The sequence below is a fragment of the Bradyrhizobium sp. JR4.3 genome (assembly GCF_040547695.1).
Classification (GTDB): Bacteria; Pseudomonadota; Alphaproteobacteria; order Rhizobiales; family Xanthobacteraceae; genus Bradyrhizobium; species Bradyrhizobium canariense.
The window spans coordinates 58081-77867 of record NZ_JBEPQF010000023.1 but is presented as its reverse complement, the minus strand read 5'-3'; the positions used below and the strand labels follow the sequence as shown (position 1 = coordinate 77867).

The 19787-nt window shown below is 63.7% G+C and carries 19 protein-coding genes; 6 read left to right on the top strand and 13 right to left on the bottom strand.

Translation table 11 applies throughout. From position 1 onward, the window contains the following. Window positions 1-81: 81 nt before the first annotated feature. The 3 genes from ABIB91_RS29410 to ABIB91_RS29400 all read right to left on the bottom strand — a co-directional run bounded on the left by ABIB91_RS29410 (window position 82) and on the right by ABIB91_RS29400 (window position 2704). A complete protein-coding gene (locus ABIB91_RS29410; protein WP_219684479.1) occupies window positions 82-636 on the bottom strand; it encodes a hypothetical protein in 555 nt (184 codons plus the stop codon). 199 nt (window positions 637-835) lie between these two features. After that, window positions 836-1042, bottom strand: a complete 207-nt coding sequence (locus ABIB91_RS29405; protein WP_007595122.1) for a DUF4170 domain-containing protein — start codon at window positions 1040-1042, stop codon at window positions 836-838. Between the two features lie 30 nt (window positions 1043-1072). Beyond that, window positions 1073-2704, bottom strand: a complete 1632-nt coding sequence (locus ABIB91_RS29400; RefSeq protein WP_354169676.1) for an isocitrate lyase — start codon at window positions 2702-2704, stop codon at window positions 1073-1075. Window positions 2705-2930: 226 nt separating this feature from the next. Between ABIB91_RS29400 and ABIB91_RS29395 the strand changes: the two genes are divergently transcribed. Next, a complete protein-coding gene (locus ABIB91_RS29395; protein WP_354169674.1) occupies window positions 2931-4376 on the top strand; it encodes a helix-turn-helix domain-containing protein in 1446 nt (481 codons plus the stop codon). Window positions 4377-4487: 111 nt separating this feature from the next. Here the strand turns inward: ABIB91_RS29395 and ABIB91_RS29390 are convergent, their stop codons facing one another. After that, window positions 4488-4781 (bottom strand): antibiotic biosynthesis monooxygenase, encoded by a 294-nt coding sequence (locus ABIB91_RS29390; protein ID WP_007607017.1) that lies wholly within the window; start codon window positions 4779-4781, stop codon window positions 4488-4490. A 230-nt stretch (window positions 4782-5011) separates the two neighbouring features. On the opposite strand from ABIB91_RS29390, the gene ABIB91_RS29385 reads away from it, so the two are divergent. Then, window positions 5012-5818 carry a hypothetical protein gene (locus ABIB91_RS29385; RefSeq protein ID WP_354169671.1) on the top strand — a complete coding sequence of 269 codons (807 nt, stop codon included), beginning with the start codon at window positions 5012-5014 and terminating at the stop codon, window positions 5816-5818. Between the two features lie 164 nt (window positions 5819-5982). Further along, complete coding sequence (locus ABIB91_RS29380; RefSeq protein WP_007595135.1) at window positions 5983-6330, top strand: hypothetical protein; 348 nt, start codon at window positions 5983-5985, stop codon at window positions 6328-6330. Between the two features lie 4 nt (window positions 6331-6334). Here the strand turns inward: ABIB91_RS29380 and ABIB91_RS29375 are convergent, their stop codons facing one another. Next, window positions 6335-6976 (bottom strand): tetratricopeptide repeat protein, encoded by a 642-nt coding sequence (locus ABIB91_RS29375; protein ID WP_354169669.1) that lies wholly within the window; start codon window positions 6974-6976, stop codon window positions 6335-6337. Window positions 6977-7110: 134 nt separating this feature from the next. Beyond that, window positions 7111-8046 carry a zinc metalloprotease HtpX gene (gene htpX, locus ABIB91_RS29370; protein WP_354169667.1) on the bottom strand — a complete coding sequence of 312 codons (936 nt, stop codon included), beginning with the start codon at window positions 8044-8046 and terminating at the stop codon, window positions 7111-7113. 299 nt (window positions 8047-8345) lie between these two features. Between htpX and ABIB91_RS29365 the strand changes: the two genes are divergently transcribed. The 3 genes from ABIB91_RS29365 to ABIB91_RS29355 all read left to right on the top strand — a co-directional run bounded on the left by ABIB91_RS29365 (window position 8346) and on the right by ABIB91_RS29355 (window position 11695). Then, on the top strand, window positions 8346-9647 hold the full coding sequence (locus tag ABIB91_RS29365) for a lytic murein transglycosylase (RefSeq protein ID WP_354169665.1): 1302 nt from the start codon (window positions 8346-8348) through the stop codon (window positions 9645-9647). A 260-nt stretch (window positions 9648-9907) separates the two neighbouring features. Next, window positions 9908-10411: a DUF1993 domain-containing protein gene (locus tag ABIB91_RS29360; RefSeq protein ID WP_007595142.1), complete on the top strand. Its 504-nt coding sequence runs from the start codon at window positions 9908-9910 to the stop codon at window positions 10409-10411. 183 nt (window positions 10412-10594) lie between these two features. Continuing rightward, window positions 10595-11695 carry an alkene reductase gene (locus ABIB91_RS29355; RefSeq protein ID WP_007595144.1) on the top strand — a complete coding sequence of 367 codons (1101 nt, stop codon included), beginning with the start codon at window positions 10595-10597 and terminating at the stop codon, window positions 11693-11695. A 188-nt stretch (window positions 11696-11883) separates the two neighbouring features. On the opposite strand, the gene ABIB91_RS29350 is transcribed toward ABIB91_RS29355, so the two are convergent. The 7 genes from ABIB91_RS29350 to glpD all read right to left on the bottom strand — a co-directional run bounded on the left by ABIB91_RS29350 (window position 11884) and on the right by glpD (window position 19586). Beyond that, a complete protein-coding gene (locus ABIB91_RS29350; protein WP_035993295.1) occupies window positions 11884-13626 on the bottom strand; it encodes an ABC transporter substrate-binding protein in 1743 nt (580 codons plus the stop codon). 127 nt (window positions 13627-13753) lie between these two features. After that, the gene (locus tag ABIB91_RS29345; protein ID WP_354169663.1) at window positions 13754-14083 is read right to left on the bottom strand and encodes a DUF2160 domain-containing protein; all 330 of its coding nucleotides are present in this window, start codon (window positions 14081-14083) and stop codon (window positions 13754-13756) included. Between the two features lie 10 nt (window positions 14084-14093). Beyond that, window positions 14094-14900, bottom strand: coding sequence for a carbohydrate ABC transporter permease (locus ABIB91_RS29340; protein ID WP_007606994.1), 807 nt, complete (start codon window positions 14898-14900; stop codon window positions 14094-14096). Further along, a complete protein-coding gene (locus ABIB91_RS29335) occupies window positions 14900-15802 on the bottom strand; it encodes a carbohydrate ABC transporter permease (protein WP_219684474.1) in 903 nt (300 codons plus the stop codon). Before ABIB91_RS29335 ends, ABIB91_RS29340 begins: the two co-directional genes overlap by 1 nt. Then, window positions 15802-16887: an ABC transporter ATP-binding protein gene (locus ABIB91_RS29330; RefSeq protein ID WP_354169660.1), complete on the bottom strand. Its 1086-nt coding sequence runs from the start codon at window positions 16885-16887 to the stop codon at window positions 15802-15804. The genes ABIB91_RS29335 and ABIB91_RS29330 overlap by 1 nt, the downstream gene beginning before the upstream one ends. 12 nt (window positions 16888-16899) lie before the next feature. Next, window positions 16900-18039, bottom strand: coding sequence for an ABC transporter ATP-binding protein (locus tag ABIB91_RS29325; protein WP_354169658.1), 1140 nt, complete (start codon window positions 18037-18039; stop codon window positions 16900-16902). Further along, complete coding sequence (gene glpD, locus ABIB91_RS29320) at window positions 18036-19586, bottom strand: glycerol-3-phosphate dehydrogenase (protein ID WP_354169656.1); 1551 nt, start codon at window positions 19584-19586, stop codon at window positions 18036-18038. The genes ABIB91_RS29325 and glpD overlap by 4 nt, the downstream gene beginning before the upstream one ends. Window positions 19587-19787 lie beyond the last annotated feature (201 nt).

Sequence of the window (19787 nt, the reverse complement as noted above, 5' to 3'; positions counted from 1 at the left end):
ACCCGGAATCCATCGGGCCGCGATACGTGCTGATAAATGGATTCCGGGTTCGCGCTTCGCGCGCCCCGGAATGACGACGCCTCACCAGCTCCGCAGGGCCGCGAGCACGGCAACCCCGAACAGTGCGGCGGCACCGAGCACGAACCCCAGCACGAATGGCCAGAGGCGCGAGCGGCGCTGCGGCTGCGCGACCTCGGGCTTCGGCTCGGGCGGGACGACCATCGCATGCTCGCGCTCGATCATGCGGCGCGCGACGTAATCGGTCACGGCCTCGACGATGACAGCGGTGTCGTGCGATTCAGCGAGCACGATGCGGCCGAAGCGGGTGTCCTGCACGAAGCGGTACATCCGCTTGTCGCGCCCCATCACGATGTGCGCGACGACGTCGATCCAGAGCCTGGGCGTATCGCCCTGGCTGATACCGCGGTCGAACAGGTCGATCTTGTCAGGCACCTGCGCGAACAGAGGATCGAGCGAATCGTTGAGGATCTCGAGCCGTGCCACCTCGGCATCGCGCAAATCGACGACGACGCCGGTCCGGTCGGCAGCCTCGATCCGCGCCCGCAACAGCGCATCGCGCAGCCGCACCGGGCGCGGCTGGCTGGGATGGATCCCGCTGGTCTCGGGCTCTGACATTGGCGGCCTCGTCCTCACTTGGCCGGATTAACCTATCAGCAACCAATGTGTCCGCAAAGGCCCTACAATTCCAGTTACTTACGGAGCCCACAGGCTATTCACCTGTGCCAAAAACAGACGGTCCCACCCGGCTTGCGCCGGATGGGACCCTCCGTCCTTGGACGTCTTCTTATTCAGATTGGCATGTTAGTTCAGATTCTCACGCCGAGACCCGCGACGGCTCTTCCACAATCGAGAAGCGGACGCCCGCCTTGTGGCGGTTCTCTTCCGAGACCGAGCGCCAGGCGTCCTCGGCCTCCTTGCGGGTCTTGAACGGACCCTGCACCTGGGCCGAGCCTTCCACCAGCTTGTGGAAGTTCATCGAGCCGAACTCGCCGCCGATCACCCAGAAATTGCTGTTGGTCATTGTCAGTCTCCTGTCGATTAGCGTGATGCGTTAGCCGAACTGGTTCATCGTGTTGTGGGCGCCGCCCGCCTTCAGGGCAGCCTCGCCGGCGAAGTATTCCTTGTGGTCGTCGCCGATGTCGGAGCCGGCCATGTTCTGATGCTTGGCGCAGGCGATACCCTGACGGATCTCGGCGCGCTGGACGTTCTTGACATAGCCGAGCATGCCCTGGTCGCCGAAATATTCCTTCGCCAGATTGTCGGTCGAGAGCGCCGCCGTGTGGTAGGTCGGCAACGTGATCAGGTGGTGGAAGATGCCGGCACGCTTGGCCGAATCCGCCTGGAAGGTACGGATGCGCTCGTCGGCTTCCTTTGCCAGCGGCGTATCGTCGTATTCCACCTTCATCAGCTCGGCACGATTGTACTTGCTGACGTCTTGGCCGGCTTCCTTCATCGCGTCGTAGACCTGCCAACGGAAGTTGAGGGTCCAGTTGAACGAGGGCGAGTTGTTGTAGGCCAGCTTCGCGTTCGGAACCACCTTGCGGATGCGGTCGACCATCTTGGCGATCTGCTCGATATGCGGCTTCTCGGTCTCGATCCAGAGCAAGTCGGCGCCGTTCTGCAGCGAGGTGATGCAGTCCAGCACGCAGCGGTCCTCGCCGGTGCCCGGGCGGAACTGATAGAGATTGGAGGGCAGCCGCTTCGGACGCATCATCTTGCCGTTGCGGTTGATGATGACGTCGCCATTGCGGGCGTTCTCCGCCGTCACTTCCTCGCAATCCAGGAAGCTGTTGTACTGGTCGCCGAGGTCACCGGGCTTGTGGCTGACCGCAATCTGCTGGGTCAGGCCGGCACCGAGCGAGTCGGTACGGGTCACGACGATGCCGTCTTCGACGCCGAGTTCGAGGAACGCGTGGCGGCAGGCCCGGATCTTCGCCAGGAACACCTCGTGCGGCACCGTGACCTTGCCGTCCTGGTGGCCGCACTGCTTCTCGTCCGAGACCTGGTTCTCGATCTGGAGCGCGCAGGCACCCGCCTCGATCATCTTCTTGGCGAGCAGATAGGTCGCCTCCGCATTGCCGAAGCCGGCGTCGATGTCGGCGATGACGGGCACGACATGGGTCTGGAAGTTGTCGATCTTCTCGATCAACTCCTTCTCTCGGGTCTTGTCGCCTTCCTTGCGGGCCTTATCGAGGTTGCGGAAGATATCGTTCAGCTCGCGCGAGTCGGCCTGACGCAGGAAGGTGTAGAGTTCTTCGATCAGCGCCGGCACCGAGGTCTTCTCGTGCATCGACTGGTCGGGCAGCGGGCCGAACTCGGAGCGCAGCGCCGCGATCATCCAGCCGGACAGGTACAAATAGGTGCGATCGGTCTTGCCGAAGTGCTTCTTGACCGAGATCAGCTTCTGCTGGGCGATGAAGCCGTGCCAGCAGCCCAGCGACTGCGTGTACTTGGTGGGGTCGCCGTCATAGGCGGCCATGTCCGCCCGCATCAGCGCCGCGGTGTAGCGGGCGACGTCGAGGCCGGTCTTGAAGCGATTCTGCAGGCGCATGCGGGCGACGGCCTCGGCCGACACCCCGTTCCAGGTCGGCTGGGTCTCCAGGAGCGACCGGGCCGCCTCGACCTCGCTCTGATACGAGGCGGGGGCCTGGAGGGTGCTGATGCCGCGGGGCTGGTAATTCATGTGCCTGATCCTTTCGCTGACGATGGCCACCAGCCATCGACATTCTTGACAATGCATTGCGAGATGCGTGTCAGAAGCTAAACGCGAGAAAGCTCAGCTCGTATAGTAGGCTTGTATCTGAATGGTGATGTCATGTAACATCGGTACTTGTAACAAATGTCACTTTGTAAATCTTGTAAATCAAAACGTCAGCAAGCCTGCCCTTGATGCCTCCGGAGACCTGAGAATGCCCGCCGGTTCCAGCAAGAAGCTCTTCGTCGGCCCGCGCTTCCGGCGGATCCGGCAGCAATTGGGGCTGTCGCAGACCCAGATCGCTGAGGGGCTCGGGATCTCGCCGAGCTATGTCAATCTGATCGAGCGTAACCAGCGCCCGGTGACCGCCCAGATCCTGCTGCGGCTGGCCGAAACCTACGACCTTGACCTGCGCGACCTCGCGACCGCCGACGAGGACCGCTTCTTCGCCGAACTCAACGAGATCTTCTCCGACCCGCTGTTCCGTCAGATCGACGTTCCCAAGCAAGAATTACGCGATCTGGCCGAACTTTGCCCCGGCGTCACCCATGCGCTGCAACGGCTCTATGCCGCCTATACCGAGGCCCGCCAGGGCGAGACGCTGGCCGCGGCACAAATGGCTGACCGAGACGTCGGCACCCGCTATGAGGCCAATCCGGTCGAGCGCGTCCGCGAACTGATCGAGGCCAACCGCAATTACTTTCCAGAGCTCGAGCAGGCCGCGGAGACTCTGCGCGACGAGCTGAACGTGCCGGCCGAAGAGCTTTACGCGGCGCTCGCGGCACGGCTGCGCGAAAAGCATTCGATCCAGACCCGCATCATGCCGGTGGACGTGATGCGCGAGACGCTGAGGCGCTTCGACCGCCACCGGCGCCAGCTCCTGATCTCCGAACTGGTCGACCCGCCCGGCCGCGCCTTCCAGCTCGTCTTTCAGCTCGGCCTGGTTGAATGCGCGCAGCATCTGGAGACCATCATCGGCCGCGCCGGCCCGCTCGACGACACACCGCGCCGCCTGTTCCGGATCACGCTCGGCAACTACTTTGCGGCCGCCGTGATGATGCCCTACCCGGCTTTCCTGGCTGCCGCCGAAGCATTGAACTACGACATCCATCTGCTGGCACAGCGCTTCAATTCCGGCTTCGAGCAGGTCTGCCATCGGCTCACCACCCTGCAGCGGCCGAACGCGCGCGGCATCCCGTTCTTCCTGCTTCGTGTCGACAATGCCGGCAACGTCTCGAAGCGATTTTCATCGGGCACGTTCCCGTTCTCGAAATTCGGCGGCACTTGTCCGTTGTGGAACGTGCACTCGACCTTCGACACGCCTGACCGCCTGCTGAAGCAGGTGATCGAGCTGCCGGACGGCACGCGCTATTTCTCGATCGCACAAATGGTGCGCCGTCCCGTCGCGCCGCACCCGCTGCCGCAGCCGCGCTTCGCCATCGGCCTCGGCTGCGAGATTCGTCACGCCGCGCGCCTCGTCTATGCTGCCGGCATCGATCTGGAGAAAACGGAGGGCACGCCGATCGGCGTCAACTGCCGTCTCTGCGAGCGCGAAAACTGCGCCCAGCGCGCCGAGCCGCCGATCACGCGCACGCTGATCCTGGACGAGACGACGCGGCGGGTGTCGAGTTTTGCGTTCTCGAATGCGCGGGAGTTGTGAAGGGGCACATCTACCTCCTCGTCATTGCGAGCGAAGCGAAGCAATCCAGACTGTCTCCGCAGTGACAGCCTGGATTGCTTCGTCGCTTCGCTCCTCGCAATGACGAAGGACTTACGCCAGCGTATGCACGATCACCGGTCCCGCGGCGGCGCGGGCGTCGCCTGCAAGGAGCGCACCCAGATCCTTCTCGATCCAGGCGATCGCACGCCTGTTCGCCTCCTCCGCCTGCTCGAACTTGTCGAAGATCGAAATCGCCGTGACCGTGTCGTCGCCGGCATAGACGACGTAATAGGCGCGGAAGCCGTCGACGTCGCTGATGATCGGAACGGCACCTTCCTTGATACGGCGCGCCAGCTCTTCGGCGCTCCCGCTTTTTGCCTTGGCCTGACGGATGGCGGCATACATGGCATCCTCCCTTCCGGCTATCTGGTTTGTGGGCCTGGTGCCCGGATCTCCATGCTACGCCGAAGCGCGCGGGCAATCCACGCTTGGTTAACCCGGCACTAATTCCCTTCCGCGATCCGCAACCATCGATTAAGCACGCCTCAACATCGCTGCCTTAGTCTCGCCCCACTCACTTTTCGCAAACAACGGCGGCTTATCCTGCCGCGTGAAGTGACATCAGGGGGTTCATCATGCGCATTGCGTTGCTGCTGACCGCGACCATTGTCGGCGCGCTCTTTGCCAATTCGTCCCATGCCGGACCGCTGGATGCGTCCGCCGGCGCAGCGCAGGCGTTACCGCCGGGCTTCCAGAGCTACCGCGGCTACATGTTCGACCTGTCGGAGAATTCCGACCGCAAGGATGTCGACAAGCTCACCGACAATGTGAAGAGCCAGATCGACGTGGTCGAGGCTGCCGGCCTCTCGCCGCGCGTGCTGCGCTTCTTCCGCACCGTCCCGATCATCGCCAGCGAGTTGGCCTGCCTCGACGAAGGCGCCGCGACCGCCTGCTACGGCCGGGTCACGCCTGACATCCAGCGCACCGCTCCCCGCACACTGACGGTCTGGGACCCCAACAAGCAGCGCTGGAGCAATCCGAACGCCGTCGACCTCGCGGTCGATTCCGGCCTTGGCGTGATCATGCTGCGGCCGGACATGATGCGTTACGAAAAGGAAGCCGTGCTGCTGCACGAGCTGCTGCACGCCTACCACGCGCGGCTGTTGCCGGACGGCTACGCCAACAAGGGCGTGATCGGCTATTACGCCTACGCCAAGTCCAAGGATCTCCTGCCCAAGGAATCCTACGCGCTGAAGAATCACATGGAGTTCTTCGCGGTAACCGCCAGCATCTTCCTGGCCGGGAAGAGCGAATTCCACGACCCGAAGTCGCGCGAGGCGCTCAAGGAGAAGTTGCCGGACTATTACAAATATCTGGTCGGCGTGTTCGGCTTCGATCCCGATCCGGCAGCCTCGAGCGGCCCGGTCGCCTCGCTGAAGTAAGACAGAAAGCGCCAGACCAAGCCCGAGAGCCGCGCGCGCAGCGCGGCTCTTTTGTTTTGGTCACCGGAAGCTGCGGATGACGCGTGGCCGGGAATTGCCAAGGTGGGGCCCGATCTGCATAGTCCCGCCCGCATCGATACCGTTTTCGAAGAGGATAGAACAACATGGCGGAAGCCGACCTGGATGTCGTGATCCGGCAACTGGCCAGACAGCTGCATACGGGCCTGATGACCCGCGCCAAGGAGCGGCGGGACCGATTCAACGGCCTTGCGGCCAAGGCCAAGGGCAAGGAGACCGGCGACCGCTTCAAGATGATGGCCAAGGCCACCATGGAGCAGGCCATTGCCGCCGCCAAGCGCCTGCAGATGTCCGCCGACAACGTCGCCGACAGCTACGCGCGGTCGATGCGGATCGCCGCCAGCACGCCGGTCGCGGTGAAGGTGGAGAAGAAGGCGCCCAAGGAAAAACCGGCCAAGAAAGCGAAGAAGGCCAAAGCCAAGAAGGCGAAGTAGACGCTCACTTTCCTGGAGCGCCGAGCCGGGTCGGCTCGGCGCTCGCCAGTTCGGCGAGCTTTGCGCGTGCCGCGTCGCGGGTGCGGACGTCCTTGCCGGCGGGCAGCGCCAGCGCGGCCTCGAAATCGGCGCGCGCCTCATTCGCCTGGCCCCGGGCGAGGAAGGCGAGGCCGCGGTCGAGCCGAGGCTGCGCATCCGAGGGGTCGAGGCGGACCGCGGTGTTGTAGCTCAGGATCGCGCGATCGAGATCGCCGGCGGCCGCGAGCGCGAGACCGCGCTGGTGATAGGGCGCGGCGTGCCTGGGATCATGCGCGATCGCCTCGTCGTAATCCTCGATGGCAAGTTCGAGGTCGCCGTTCTGCCGGCGCGCCAACGCCCGATCGCGATAGAGCGAGGCGCGGTTGGGGTTGAGATGGATAGCCTCGTCGAAATCCGCGATCGCCCGCCGCCAGTCGCCGTGGCGCAACGCGATCCGTCCACGCCCCTCATAGGCGAAAGCGATCAGCGAGCCGCGCAGCGGCGAGAAGCCGATCACTGCCGAGCAGATGTCGGGCTCGTCCTCGTCCCCGCAATTGACGACGATGTGCGTGGACAGGCCAATCAGCATGCCCAGGGCAATCAACAATGGTACTGCAGCTTTGGTCATCTTCGAGGGTGGCAGGCAGAGGGCCGGCCACGCATCCCCTTTCGCAGGAACTGTCACGGCAGGGTGTTAACACCGGCCGGGACCGCCCTGTGTGCGACAGGTCACAAAGCGAGCAAATTCGCGCTGCTTCCGCGTCAGCCCCAAGGGCCGCGTGAAGAAGAGCGGCCCCATGGGCTCCGCGGCGGATAGTTCTCATTGGCGCCGACCGACGGCGAGGCCTGCGCACCGAGCTCGGCTGCGAGCTGCTGAAGTGCCGCGATGCGATTCTGCGTCGAAGGATGGGTGGCGAACAGATTGTCGACGCCGTGGCCCGACAGCGGATTGATGATGAACATGTGCGCGGTGGCGGGATTTCGCTCCGCCTCGACATTCGGGACCTGATGCGCAGCGCCTTCGATCTTCACCAGCGCCGATGCCAGCCACATCGGCTGACCCGCGATGCGTGCGCCGAGATTGTCCGCGGCGTATTCGCGCGTACGACTGATCGCCATCTGCACCAGCATGGCGCCGATCGGGGCGAGGATCATCATCAGGATCGAGCCGACGATACCCGGACCATTGTTGTCGCGGTTGTTGCCTCCGAAGAACATGCCGAACTGCGCCAGCATCGAGATCGCGCCTGCAATGGTCGCGGTCACAGTCATCAGCAGCGTGTCGTGGTGCTTGATATGAGCGAGCTCGTGCGCGATCACGCCGGCGAGCTCCTCGCGGCTGAGCTGGCGCATCAACCCGGTGGTGACCGCAACCGCGGCATTCTCGGGATTGCGCCCGGTGGCAAACGCGTTGGGCTGCGGCTCGTCCATCAGGAACACGCGCGGCATCGGCAAGCCGGCCCGGCCCGCCAGCTCGGCGACGAGCCCGACCAGCTCCGGTGCGCTGCTGCGGTCGACCTCATGGGCGCCATACATCGACAGCACCATGCGGTCGGAGTTCCAGTAGGTGAAGAGATTGGTCGCCGCGGCAATGACGAGCGCAATCATGGCGCCGCCGGCACCGCCGATCAGATAGCCGACGCCCATGAACAGGGCGGTGAGGCCTGCGAGCAGCATTGCGGTACGAAGATAGTTCATGGCCGTCTCCCGAGGCCGGCCGTGGCCGCTGGAGGCGTTGCAGGCCGGCAAGCATGAGGTAGGGATGCCCCCCGTCCGCGTGCAAGGTTTCAAGGTGCGTCGCGGAGCCGCGGCCATTGACCAACATTGCTTTTCCGTCATGCCCGGGCTTGTCCCGGGCATCCACGTTCTCCCTCCGGCGCAAGGCCGAAAGCGTGAATGGCCGGGACAAGCCCGGCCATGACGAAAGGATGGTTTGAGGCGCTCAATTCCCTTAAGCTTTGGCAAGATTCCCCACGCGCCCTCCCCCCGGAAACCTCATGCTCCAGACCCGATTTGCGATCGCGGCCGTCACTCTTGTCGCGCTGTCTGCAACCGCCTCCGCCCAGTTCGCGCCAGCGCCCGCAAAACCAGCAGCCCCCAGGGCGACCGCGCCCTCGCCGCGCGCGGCGGCGTGCCATAACGGCGCGAACTTCGATCGGTTTCTGGCCGACGTGAAACAACAGGCCGTTGCCGCCGGCGTGTCGCAGCGGACGATCGCGGCGGCCTCGCCTTACCTCATCTACGACCAGGGCATCGTCAATCGCGATCGCGGCCAGCGCGTGTTCGGCCAGCTCTTCACCGAATTTGCCGGCCGCATGGCCGCGCCCTATCGCATGCAGAACGGCCAGCAGCACATCAAGCAACATGCGGCCGCGTTCGCGCGCGCGGAAAAGGAATACGGCGTGCCGCCGGCGGTGATCGCAGCGTTCTGGGGACTGGAGAGCGATTTCGGCGTCAACATGGGCAATCTGCCGACGCTGAAATCGCTGGTGTCGCTGGCCTATGATTGCCGCCGCTCGGAGATGTTCGTGAACGAGACCATTGCCGCGCTGAAGATCATCGACCGCGGCGATTTGCATCCTGACGAGATGGTCGGCTCCTGGGCCGGCGAGCTCGGACAGACCCAGTTCCTGCCCGTGCATTACGTCAACTATGCCGTCGACTATGACGGCGACGGACGACGCGATCTCCTCCGCAGCGAGGACGACGTGATCGGCTCGACCGCGAACTACATCGCCAACGGATTGAAATGGCGGCGCGGCGAGCCGTGGCTGGAGGAGATCAAGGTGCCGCAAAACCTGCCGTGGGATCAGACCGACCTCACGGTGCAGCTGCCGCGCTCGAAATGGGCGCAGCTCGGCGTGACCTATCCCGACGGCAGGCCGCTGCCGAACGACAATCTTGCGGCCTCCGTGCTGCTGCCGATGGGGCGCTTCGGGCCAGCCTTCATGGCGTACCCGAATTTCGCGGCCTACACCGAGTGGAATAACTCGCTGATCTATTCGACCACCGCAGGCTATCTCGCCACCCGCATCGCGGGCGCGGCTCCGATGCGAAAGCCGTCCACACCGGTCGCGCAGCTGCCGTTCAACGAGCTCAAGCAATTGCAGCAGCTTCTGGTCCAGGCCGGCTTCAATGTCGGCAAGGTCGACGGCGTGCTGGGCCAGCAGAGCCGCGCCGCGGTGAAGGCGATGCAGATCAAATACGGTCTGCCCGCCGATTCCTGGCCAACGGCCGAGCTTTTGGCCCGGATGCGCGGTGGCACGGCGCAGGCACAGCCGGCGGGGACGATCCGCTAAGCACTAGAATCGCTGTCATGCCCCGCGAAAGCGGGGCATCCAGTACGCCGCGGCCTATCGATTCAATCACAGCTGCCTCGGAGTACTGGATCGTCCGGTCAAGCCGGACGATGACAGCGGGGCGCCGATAGCACCACAAGCCCGCTCGGTAGAATTTTCGCACTGCACAAGCCGCTCCCACGATTGTATTTTTCCATGAGGTTCCCATGTGAGTGGCTCAGGTTTCTCCTGAGATTTCCCACCACAATAGCGAGCATCACATGTCCTTCCACGACGCCGTCGTTCCCGCCTATTTGCAAATGCTGAACAGCCTGACCGGCCTGCTCACGAAAGCCGAGGCGCATTGCGCGGCCAAGAAGGTCGATCCCGCCGTCCTGCTGGGCTCCCGCCTGTTTCCGGACATGCTGCCGCTCTCGAAGCAGATCCAGCTGGTCAGCGATTTTGCAGCCAAAGGCTGCGCCCGGCTGACCCATAGCGAAGTGCCCTCCACAGCAGACACCGAGACTAGCTTTGCCGAATTGAAGCAGCGGCTCGCCAAGACCATCGACTATGTGAAATCGTTCAAGCCCGAGCAGTTCGAGGGCGCCGACACCAAGGACGTCACCTTCCCGGCCGGTCCCGACAAATCCATCACCATGAAGGGCCAGCAATTCCTCAGCGCGTTCTCGCTGCCCAACTTCTATTTCCACGCCGCCACCGCCCACGGCCTTCTGCGCCACGCCGGCGTCGAGGTCGGCAAACGCGATTTCCTCGGCGCGAACTAATACCCGATGATTCAGGCGGCCGCGGCGGGAGATCGAATCTGCTGCCGCGGCTGAAATTGCACATGCTTTATGCTGCGTAGCCCCGCTGCGCATCTCGCCTGCAGTTTCCGTATGGCTCCTCCCTTGCGCTGATTGCCGCGATGCACAAGTGTTCCGGATCTCTCACCGCCTGGAAGCATTCTCATGAGCCGTTCGACCAAATTGTTTGAGACCTACAAGCTCGGCCCGATCACGCTGGCGAACCGTTTCGTGATGGCGCCGCTGACGCGCAACCGCGCCTTTCCCGGCACCTTTGTACCGGGCGCGCTCGCCGCCGACTATTACGCCCAGCGTGCTTCTGCGGGGCTTCTGATCACCGAAGCGAGCCAGGTCTCGCAGCAGGGCCAAGGCTACCAGGACACCCCCGGCATCTATTCCAAGGAGCAGGTTGCCGGCTGGCGCAAGGTCACCGATCAGGTGCACCAGCGCGGCGGCAAGATCTTCATCCAGCTCTGGCATGTCGGCCGCATTTCGCATGTCGACCTTCAGGCCAATGGCGCAGCCCCGGTGGCACCGAGCGCGATCCGCGCCAAGGGCAAGACCTTCGTCAACGGCGGCTTCGCTGACGTCTCTGAGCCCCGTGCGCTCGAACTCTCCGAAATTCCAGGGATCATCGACGATTTCAAGCGCGCCACGAAGAATGCGCTCGAAGCCGGCTTCGACGGCGTCGAGATCCACGGCGCCAACGGCTATCTGCTCGAGCAGTTCGCCAAGGACGGCACCAACAAGCGTACTGACGCCTATGGCGGCTCGATCGAGAACCGCGCGCGACTGATGCTGGAAGTCTCCAGGGCCGTCGTGGCGGAGGCCGGAGCCGATCGTACCGGCATCCGCATCTCGCCGGTGACGCCTGCCAACGACATCTCGGATTCGAACCCGCAAGCCCTGTACGACCATATCGTCGATGGTCTCGCGGCGCTGAAGCTCGTCTATCTCCATGTCGTCGAGGGCGCCACCGGCGGTCCGCGCGACATCGCGCCGTTCGACTATGCGGGCGTGCGTAAGCGCTTCCCCGGCGCCTACATCGCCAACAACGGCTATGATTTCGATCTCGCCGCCAAGGTGCTGGACGCGAACGCGGCTGATCTCATCGCCTTCGGCAAGCCGTTCATCTCCAACCCCGATCTGGTCGAGCGCCTGAAGGCGGGCGCGACGCTGAACGATTGGGACAAGAACACGTTCTACGGCGGCGGCGCCAAGGGCTACACGGATTACCCGACGCTGGCGGCTGAGCCGGCTGAGTAAGGCGTCGTCGTCGCTCCACCCTCCGTCATTGCGAGGAGCGAAGCGACGAAGCAATCCAGACTACCTCCGTGGAAAGACTCTGGATTGCTTCGCTTCGCTCGCAATGACGGTGTGGAAGCAAAATCCACGACAATAAAAAGAAAAAGGCCGGGATTGCTCCCGGCCTTTCGTCGTTATGTTGAAGTGCCTTACTGCAGCGAAGCGCGCTTCGGGGGCTGTGCCGGCCACGACTTGATCAGGGTGTCGTAGTCGACCGTCTCGCCCTTCGGCTTCTCGTTGGCGAGCTTGCGCTGCGGGGCGATCGTGCCGTCCTTCTGGGCCTTGGCGAACCAGTACTCGGCCGTCTCCTTCTTGTGCAGCTTCGGACCGCAGGCGCCCTGCACGCCGGACTTCTCCAGACGCTCCATGACGGAGTCCTGCGCGGCGGCAAGCGAGTCCATCGCGGCTTGCGGCGTCTTCGTACCGGACGACGCATCGCCGATATTCTGCCACCACAGCTGCGCCAGCTTCGGATAGTCGGGCACGTTGTTGCCGGTCGGGGTCCACTGCACGCGCGCGGGCGAGCGGTAGAACTCGATCAGGCCGCCGAGCTTCGGCGCACGCTCGGTGAACGACTTGTCCCAGATGTCGGATTCACGAATGAACGTGAGACCGACATGGCTCTTCTTCAAGCTGACCGTCTTGGAGACGATGAACTGAAGATAGAGCCAGGCCGCCTTGCGGCGGTCAGCGGGAGTCGACTTCAGCAGCGTCGCCGAGCCCGCGTCCTGGTAGCCGAGCTTCATGCCTTCCTTCCAGTACGAACCGTGCGGCGACGGAGCCATACGCCATTTCGGCGTACCGTCCGCGTTCATCACGGCGATGCCCGGCTTCACCATGTCGGCGGTGAAGGCGGTGTACCAGAACATCTGCTGGGCGATATTGCCCTGCGCCGGCACCGGACCGGATTCGGAGAAGGTCATGCCCTGGGCCTGCGGCGGAGCATACTTCTTCATCCACTCGAGGTACTTGGTGATCGAGTAGACCGCGGCCGGACCGTTAGTGTCGCCACCACGCTCCACCGAGGAGCCGACCGGACGGCAGCCTTCCATGCGGATGCCCCATTCGTCGACGGGCAGACCGTTCGGGATGCCCTTGTCGCCGTTACCGGCCATCGACAGCCAGGCGTCGGTGAAACGCCATCCGAGCGACGGGTCCTTCTTGCCATAGTCCATATGGCCGTAGACCTTGACGCCGTTGATCTCCTTTATGTCGTTGGTGAAGAACTCGGCGATGTCTTCGTAGGCCGACCAGTTCACCGGCACGCCGAGCTCGTAGCCGTACTTGGCCTTGAACTTGGCCTTGTAGTCGGGGTTGGTGAACCAGTCGTAGCGGAACCAGTAGAGGTTCGCGAACTGCTGGTCGGGCAGCTGATAGAGCTTGCCGTCCGGCGCCGTGCCGAACGACTTGCCGATGAAGTCGTTGACGTCGAGCATGGGATCGGTGACGTCCTTGCCCTCGCCGGTCATGTAGTCCGACAGCGCGATGGTCTGGCCGTAGCGGAAGTGGGTGCCGATCAGGTCGGAATCGTTGATCCAGCCGTCGTACACGTTCTTGCCGGACTGCATCTGGGTCTGCAGCTTCTCGACCACGTCACCTTCCTGGATGATGTCGTGCTTGAGCTTGATGCCGGTGAGCTCGGAGAACGCCTTGGCCAGCGTCTGCGACTCGTATTCGTGGGTCGTGATGGTCTCGGAGACGACGTTGATCTCCATGCCCTTGAAGGGCTCGGCGGCCTTGGCGAACCACTCCAGCTCCTTCTTCTGCTCGTCTTTCGACAGCGTCGAGGGCTGGAATTCCGCGATCCACTTCTGGATCGCGGCGTCGTCGGCGGCGCGCACCGGCGCCGAGACGGCCAACGACACCGCGACCATGGCGGCGACGCTGGACATCGTCAAAAAGCTATTCTTGGTCAATGGACGTTCCCTTCTCCTAAACTGCCGCATGTTGTTCCTCCGTTGCAGCGACAAACTTTTTACAGGCCCGGGTTGGTCCCGGATCTGGCCGTTCCTTCGCGGGCTAGACCGTGCGGAAAACGAGTACGGCCGTGGCCAGCGAAATTCCTGATGCGATCCAAAGGCGCGAAATTTCAACTCCGTCCTCGCCGATCGGCAGCGTGGCGAGGGCGTCGGTGCCGGCGAAGGCGATCCACAGCAAGTGGATGACCGCCGCCGTGATCAGGGAGATGAACAGACGGTCGCCGCGCGTGGTCGGGATGCGCAGCACGCCGACGCGCTCGGCTTCGGGATAGGCCACCCCAAGCCAGGTCATCACGGCGAGCGTGCAGGCGAGCGCGACAAAGAAGATTGCCGTCGGCGGCGTCCAAGCCATCCATGCAATAGCTTCCATTGATGCCTCCCTAAACCCGACCGAGCGCGAAACCGCTCGCGATGTAGTTCCGAACGAACCAGATCACGAGCGCGCCCGGGATGATCGTCAGCACGCCGGCCGCAGCCAGCAGGCCCCAGTCCATGCCCGCGGCCGACACCGTGCGCGTCATGATCGCCGCGATCGGCTTGGCCTGCACCGAGGTCAGCGTGCGCGCCAGCAGCAGCTCGACCCAGGAGAACATGAAGCAGAAGAAGGCGGCGACGCCGATGCCGCTCGCAATCAGCGGCACCAGAATCTTGATGAAGAAGCGCGGGAAGGAATAGCCGTCGAGGAAGGCGGTCTCGTCGATCTCGCGCGGCACGCCGGAGACGAAGCCTTCCAGGATCCACACCGCCAGCGGGACGTTGAAGATGCAGTGCGCCAGCGCGACCGCCCAGGGCGTATCGAACAGGCCGATCGCCGAATAGAGATTGAAGAATGGCAGCGCATAGACCGCGGCCGGCGCCATGCGGTTCGACAGCAGCCAGAAGAACAGATGCTTGTCGCCGAGGAAACGGTAGCGCGAGAACGCGTAGGCCGCCGGCAGCGCCACCGAGATCGATATGATGGTGTTGAGGACGACATATTCCAGCGAGTTGATATAGCCGGAATACCAGCTCTCGTCGGTGAAGATGCGCTTGTAGTGCTGGAGCGTCGGCGCGTGTGGCCACAGCGTCATCGTCGAGACGATCTCGGCGTTGGTCTTGAAGCTCATGTTGACGAGCCAGTAGATCGGCAACAGCAGGAAGATCAAAAACAGCGCCATGATGAGGCGACGGCCGGGGATCGAATGCATCACGCGGCTCCTTCCTGCGGCTTCCGCTCGGCGCCAGCATTGGTCATGACGGTGTAGAAGATCCAGCAGACGATCAGGATGATGAGGTTGTAGACCAGCGACAGCGCGGCGGCCTTGCCGAGATCGAACTGGCCGAGCGCGATCTTGACCAGCTCGATCGACACGAAGGTCGTCGAGTTGCCGGGCCCACCACCCGTCACCACGAACGGTTCGGTGTAGATCATGAAACTGTCCATGAAGCGCAGCAGCACCGCGATCAGCAGCACACGATTCATCTTCGGCAGCTGGATCGCCTTGAACACCGCCCAGCGGGAGGCGCCATCGATCTGCGCCGCCTGATAATAGGCTTCGGGGATCGACTTCAGGCCGGCGTAGCACAGCAGCGCGACCAGGCTGGTCCAGTGCCAGACATCCATCACGATGACGGTGACCCAGGCGTCGATATCGTTGGAGACGTAATTATAATCGATGCCGATGGCATTGAGGACATAACCGAGCAGGCCGATGTCGGGGCGGCCGAAGATCTGCCAGATCGTGCCGACCACGTTCCACGGGATCAGCAGCGGCAGCGCCAGGATGACGAGGCAGGCCGCAACCGTCCACCCCTGTCGCGGCATCGACAGCGCGACGACGATGCCGAGCGGCACCTCGATCGCGAGGATCACCAGCGAGAAGAACAGATTGCGCCCGAGCGAAGCCAGGAAGCGGCCGCCGAGATCGGTCGAGGGATCGAGCAATTCCTTGAACCAGCCGACACCGTTCCAGAAGAACTGGTTGTTGCCGAAGGTGTCCTGCATCGAATAGTTCACCACCGTCATCAACGGCAGCACCGCCGAGAAGGCGACGACCAGGAACACCGGCAGCACCAGGAACCAGGCTTTTTGGTTGACGGTCTTGTCCATCAGGCGGCTCCCTCCACCAGAAGGCTGTCGGCATAGACGTGGACGTGCGACGGGTCGAATTTCAGGCCGGCCGTGCCGTCCGGGCTGGTGAAGCCGGCCGGCGCGCGCGCTGCGAGCTTTGCATCACCGAGCCGCGCACGCGCGAAGCGGATGCGCCCGAGGTCGTCGACGCGTTCGATCTTCGCACTGAGCAGGCCGGGTGCAGGCGCGACGACTTCAACGAATTCCGGACGGACGCCGATCTCGATCTTCGCGCTTGGCGGAAGGCTGTCGTAGCTGCGATTGAGCGCGATGACGTGACCGCCGATCCTGGCCTCGCGGCCCCTTACCTCGGCCGGCAAAATGTTCATGCCGGGCGAGCCGATGAAATAGCCGACGAAGGTGTGCGCCGGCTTGTCGAACAGCTCGGCCGGCGTGCCGCTCTGCACCACGCGGCCGTCATGCATGACCACCACGGTGTCGGCGAAGGTCAGCGCTTCGGTCTGGTCGTGGGTGACGTAGATCATCGTCAGGTCGAGCTCGCGATGCAGCGCCTTCAGCTTGGAGCGGAGCTGCCATTTCAGCTCGGGGTCGATCACGGTGAGCGGCTCGTCGAACAGCACCGCGGCGACGTCCGAGCGGACCAGGCCGCGACCGAGCGAGATCTTCTGCTTGGCATCGGCCGTGAGCCGCGTCGCCTTGCGGTTCAGATAGGGATCGAGGTCGAGCAGGCGGCCGATCTCAGCGACGCGCTTGTCGATCTCGGCCTTCGGTACACCGCGGTTCTTCAGAGGGAACGCCAAATTCTGCCCCACCGTCATTGTGTCGTAGATCACCGGAAACTGGAACACCTGGGCGATGTTGCGCTTCTGGGTTGACAGCGGTGTGATGTCCTCGCCGTCGAACAGGATTTTCCCGCGCGACGGGGTGATGATGCCCGAGATGACGTTGAGCAGCGTGGTCTTGCCGCAGCCGGACGGCCCGAGCAGCGCGTAGGCGCCGCCCTGTCGCCAGGTCATCGTGACAGGCTTGAGAGCAAAGCTGTCCTGCGGCGCATCATTGCCACCGTAGGAGTGAGCGAGATCGACGAGGTCAATGCGGGCCATGTCGCATCCCCCTCAAGCTTGTTTCTTTGACGCGTTTTCTTCACGCGAACCGCTCGGCACTTCGCTTGAAAACGCTATGGGACCGGGCGCCGCGACCAGGCGGTCGCCAGCGTCGAACACGAAAACGTCGTTGGGATCAAGCACGGCATCGATGGTCTGCCCGGGCTCGAACTCGTGCACGCCGTGCAACACCGCCACCCAGTTCGATCCGTCGCGGGTCAGATGCACGAAACTCTCCGAACCGGTGATCTCGGTCACCGTTACCGTGGCATGGAAGGCGTGGCGGTCGGTCTCGCCATTGGCAAGCGCGAGCTGATGGGCACGAAATCCGACGCGATAGGCGCCGTCCGCGAGCGAGGAATAGAGACCGGACGCCGGCGCGGCAATGCCGCCCGCATATTGCACCGAGCCGTTCTTTTTCTCGATGCCGACGAGATTGAGCGGCGGATCGGAGAACACCTGCGCGACGCGCAAGGTCTGCGGCCGCCGGTAGACGTTTGGCGTCTCGCCGATCTGGAGCGCTTTCCCCTCCCACATGCACACCGTGTTGCCGCCGAGCAGCAGCGCCTCGGTCGGCTCCGTGGTGGCATAAACGAAGATCGCGCCGGACGCTTCGAAGATGCGCGGCAGCTCGGTGCGCAACTCCTCGCGGAGCTTGTAGTCGAGATTGGCGAGCGGCTCGTCGAGCAGCACGAGGTCGGCGCCCTTCACCAGCGCGCGCGCCATCGCAGTTCGCTGCTGCTGGCCGCCGGAAAGCTGGAGCGGCGTGCGCTTCAGGAACGGCTCGAGCCTGAGCAGCCGGGCGGCTTCCGCGACCCGCGCCTCGATCTCGGCGCGCGGCTTGCCCTGCACGCGCAAGGGCGAAGCGATGTTCTCGTAGACCGACAGCGAGGGGTAGTTGATGAACTGCTGATAGACCATGGCGACCGAGCGCTGGCGCACGTCGACGCCGGTGACGTCCTTGCCGTTGATCAGCAGCTTGCCCGATGTCGGCTTGTCCAGGCCAGCGAGCAGCCGCATGATCGAGGTCTTGCCCGACAGCGTCGGCCCGAGCAGCACGTTGAGCGTGCCGCTCTCGAGCGTCAGCGAGACGTCGCGAATGTGCTCGATACCGTCGACAGTCCGGGTTACGTGATCGAGTGCCACTGTCATGAGCGTCCTCCCGCTTCCAGCAGGGGACTTTGCTGCACGGCGTGGGTCCTGATCCAGTCATCAAGCGCCGCGATCTCGTCGGCACTTAGTCGCAGGCCGAGCTTGGAACGGCGCCAGACGACGTCGTCGGCGGTGACGGCCCATTCGTTGGCCATGAGATAGCGGACTTCGCGCTCGCTCAGCGTCGCACCGAAGGCCTGGCCGAGATCGGCCGCCGATTTCGCATCGCCAAGCAGCTTGATCGCCCTCGTGCCATAGGCGCGTGCGAGGCGCCGCGCATGCTCGTGGCTGAGGAAAGGATAGCCGCGCTGAAGCTCGGCGATCAGGCCGTCGACATCGGACACACCCATGTCGCCGCCGGGCAGCGGCCATTTGCCGGTCCAGCCTTCGCGCGCTTTCGCACTGCGAAGATAGGGCGCGAGCCGCTCCAGCGCCTCCTCGGCGAGACGGCGGTAGGTCGTGATCTTGCCGCCATAGATCGACAGCAGCGGCACGCCGCCGGGCGTGTCGAGCTCGAACACATAGTCGCGCGTCGCGGCCTTGGCTTCGCTGGCGCCGTCATCATAGAGCGGACGCACGCCGGAATAGGTCCAGACCACGTCATCGGGCGTGACAGGCTTGGCCAGATATTCGCTTGCCGCCGTGCAGAGATACTGGATCTCCTCGGCCGTCGCCTTCACCTTGGCGGGATCGCCGTCATAGTCGCGGTCGGTGGTGCCGATCAACGTAAAATCGTCCTGATAGGGAATGACGAAGATGATGCGGCCGTCGGCATTCTGGAACATGTAGGCACGGTCGTGGTCGTAGAGTTTCTTTACGACGATGTGCGAGCCCTGCACCAGGCGCACCTTGGCTCTGGCGTTGACGCCGGCGCCGCGGCCGAGCACATCCTCGACCCAGGGCCCGCCGGCATTGACCAGCGCACGGGCCCGGATCGACGAGCGCGCGCCGGTCAGCGTGTCGATCATGCTGACGGTCCAGATGCCGTCGGTCTGTTTAATATCGGTTGCGCGGGTCCGGGTACGGATCTCGGCGCCCTTGTCGGCGGCATCGCGCGCGTTGAGTACGACGAGACGGGCGTCGTCGACGAAGCAGTCGGAATATTCGAACGCGCGGCGGTAGCGGTTCGGGATCAGCGGGCGGCCGACCTCGTCGCGCCCAAGGTCGACCGAGCGCGTCGCCGGCAGCAGATGACGGCCGCCGATGTGGTCATAGAGGAAGAGGCCGAGGCGCAGCAGCCAGGCCGGCCGCAGGCCCGCATGGTGCGGCAAAACGAAACGCAGGGGGCGAATGATGTGAGGCGCGATCCCCCAGAGAATCTCGCGCTCGATCAGCGCCTCGCGGACCAGCCGGAACTCGTAATATTCGAGATAGCGAAGGCCGCCATGCACCAGCTTGGTCGACCAGGACGAGGTCCCGCTAGCCAGATCGTTCATTTCGCACAGGAAAACCGTGTTGCCGCGGCCCACCGCGTCGCGCGCGATGCCGCAGCCGTTAACACCGCCTCCAATAATGGCGAGGTCGAAAATCCGCTCCAACAGACGCATCCCCCGGCGACCGCCCGTTCAATCGAGCGGTTACTTTCGCTTTTGATTAGATCACACCAGAAAACGAAAGCAAGATGAAAGAGGGGAGAAAGGAAGTGAAAGCGGAACTTTCGAGTGGGCATATGGGTGTGGAAATGGGCAGTTCGGGACGGGATTCGCGCAGCATTATTGCTCTTGAATAGTCGTCGACGACCATTATTA

Coding starts and splice junctions, on each gene's coding strand:
- ABIB91_RS29350 (WP_035993295.1), bottom strand. CDS start 13,626: ATGTCCAGCGTCGCCGCCATGGTCGCGGTGTCGTTGGCCGTCTCGGCG.
- ABIB91_RS29330 (WP_354169660.1), bottom strand. CDS start 16,887: ATGGCCCGCATTGACCTCGTCGATCTCGCTCACTCCTACGGTGGCAAT.
- ABIB91_RS29355 (WP_007595144.1), top strand. CDS start 10,595: ATGAGCCGTTCGACCAAATTGTTTGAGACCTACAAGCTCGGCCCGATC.
- ABIB91_RS29380 (WP_007595135.1), top strand. CDS start 5,983: ATGGCGGAAGCCGACCTGGATGTCGTGATCCGGCAACTGGCCAGACAG.
- ABIB91_RS29360 (WP_007595142.1), top strand. CDS start 9,908: ATGTCCTTCCACGACGCCGTCGTTCCCGCCTATTTGCAAATGCTGAAC.
- ABIB91_RS29400 (WP_354169676.1), bottom strand. CDS start 2,704: ATGAATTACCAGCCCCGCGGCATCAGCACCCTCCAGGCCCCCGCCTCG.
- ABIB91_RS29395 (WP_354169674.1), top strand. CDS start 2,931: ATGCCCGCCGGTTCCAGCAAGAAGCTCTTCGTCGGCCCGCGCTTCCGG.
- ABIB91_RS29390 (WP_007607017.1), bottom strand. CDS start 4,781: ATGTATGCCGCCATCCGTCAGGCCAAGGCAAAAAGCGGGAGCGCCGAA.
- ABIB91_RS29340 (WP_007606994.1), bottom strand. CDS start 14,900: ATGCATTCGATCCCCGGCCGTCGCCTCATCATGGCGCTGTTTTTGATC.
- ABIB91_RS29345 (WP_354169663.1), bottom strand. CDS start 14,083: ATGGAAGCTATTGCATGGATGGCTTGGACGCCGCCGACGGCAATCTTC.
- ABIB91_RS29405 (WP_007595122.1), bottom strand. CDS start 1,042: ATGACCAACAGCAATTTCTGGGTGATCGGCGGCGAGTTCGGCTCGATG.
- ABIB91_RS29325 (WP_354169658.1), bottom strand. CDS start 18,039: ATGACAGTGGCACTCGATCACGTAACCCGGACTGTCGACGGTATCGAG.
- ABIB91_RS29410 (WP_219684479.1), bottom strand. CDS start 636: ATGTCAGAGCCCGAGACCAGCGGGATCCATCCCAGCCAGCCGCGCCCG.
- ABIB91_RS29375 (WP_354169669.1), bottom strand. CDS start 6,976: ATGACCAAAGCTGCAGTACCATTGTTGATTGCCCTGGGCATGCTGATT.
- htpX (WP_354169667.1), bottom strand. CDS start 8,046: ATGAACTATCTTCGTACCGCAATGCTGCTCGCAGGCCTCACCGCCCTG.
- ABIB91_RS29385 (WP_354169671.1), top strand. CDS start 5,012: ATGCGCATTGCGTTGCTGCTGACCGCGACCATTGTCGGCGCGCTCTTT.
- ABIB91_RS29365 (WP_354169665.1), top strand. CDS start 8,346: ATGCTCCAGACCCGATTTGCGATCGCGGCCGTCACTCTTGTCGCGCTG.
- ABIB91_RS29335 (WP_219684474.1), bottom strand. CDS start 15,802: ATGGACAAGACCGTCAACCAAAAAGCCTGGTTCCTGGTGCTGCCGGTG.
- glpD (WP_354169656.1), bottom strand. CDS start 19,586: ATGCGTCTGTTGGAGCGGATTTTCGACCTCGCCATTATTGGAGGCGGT.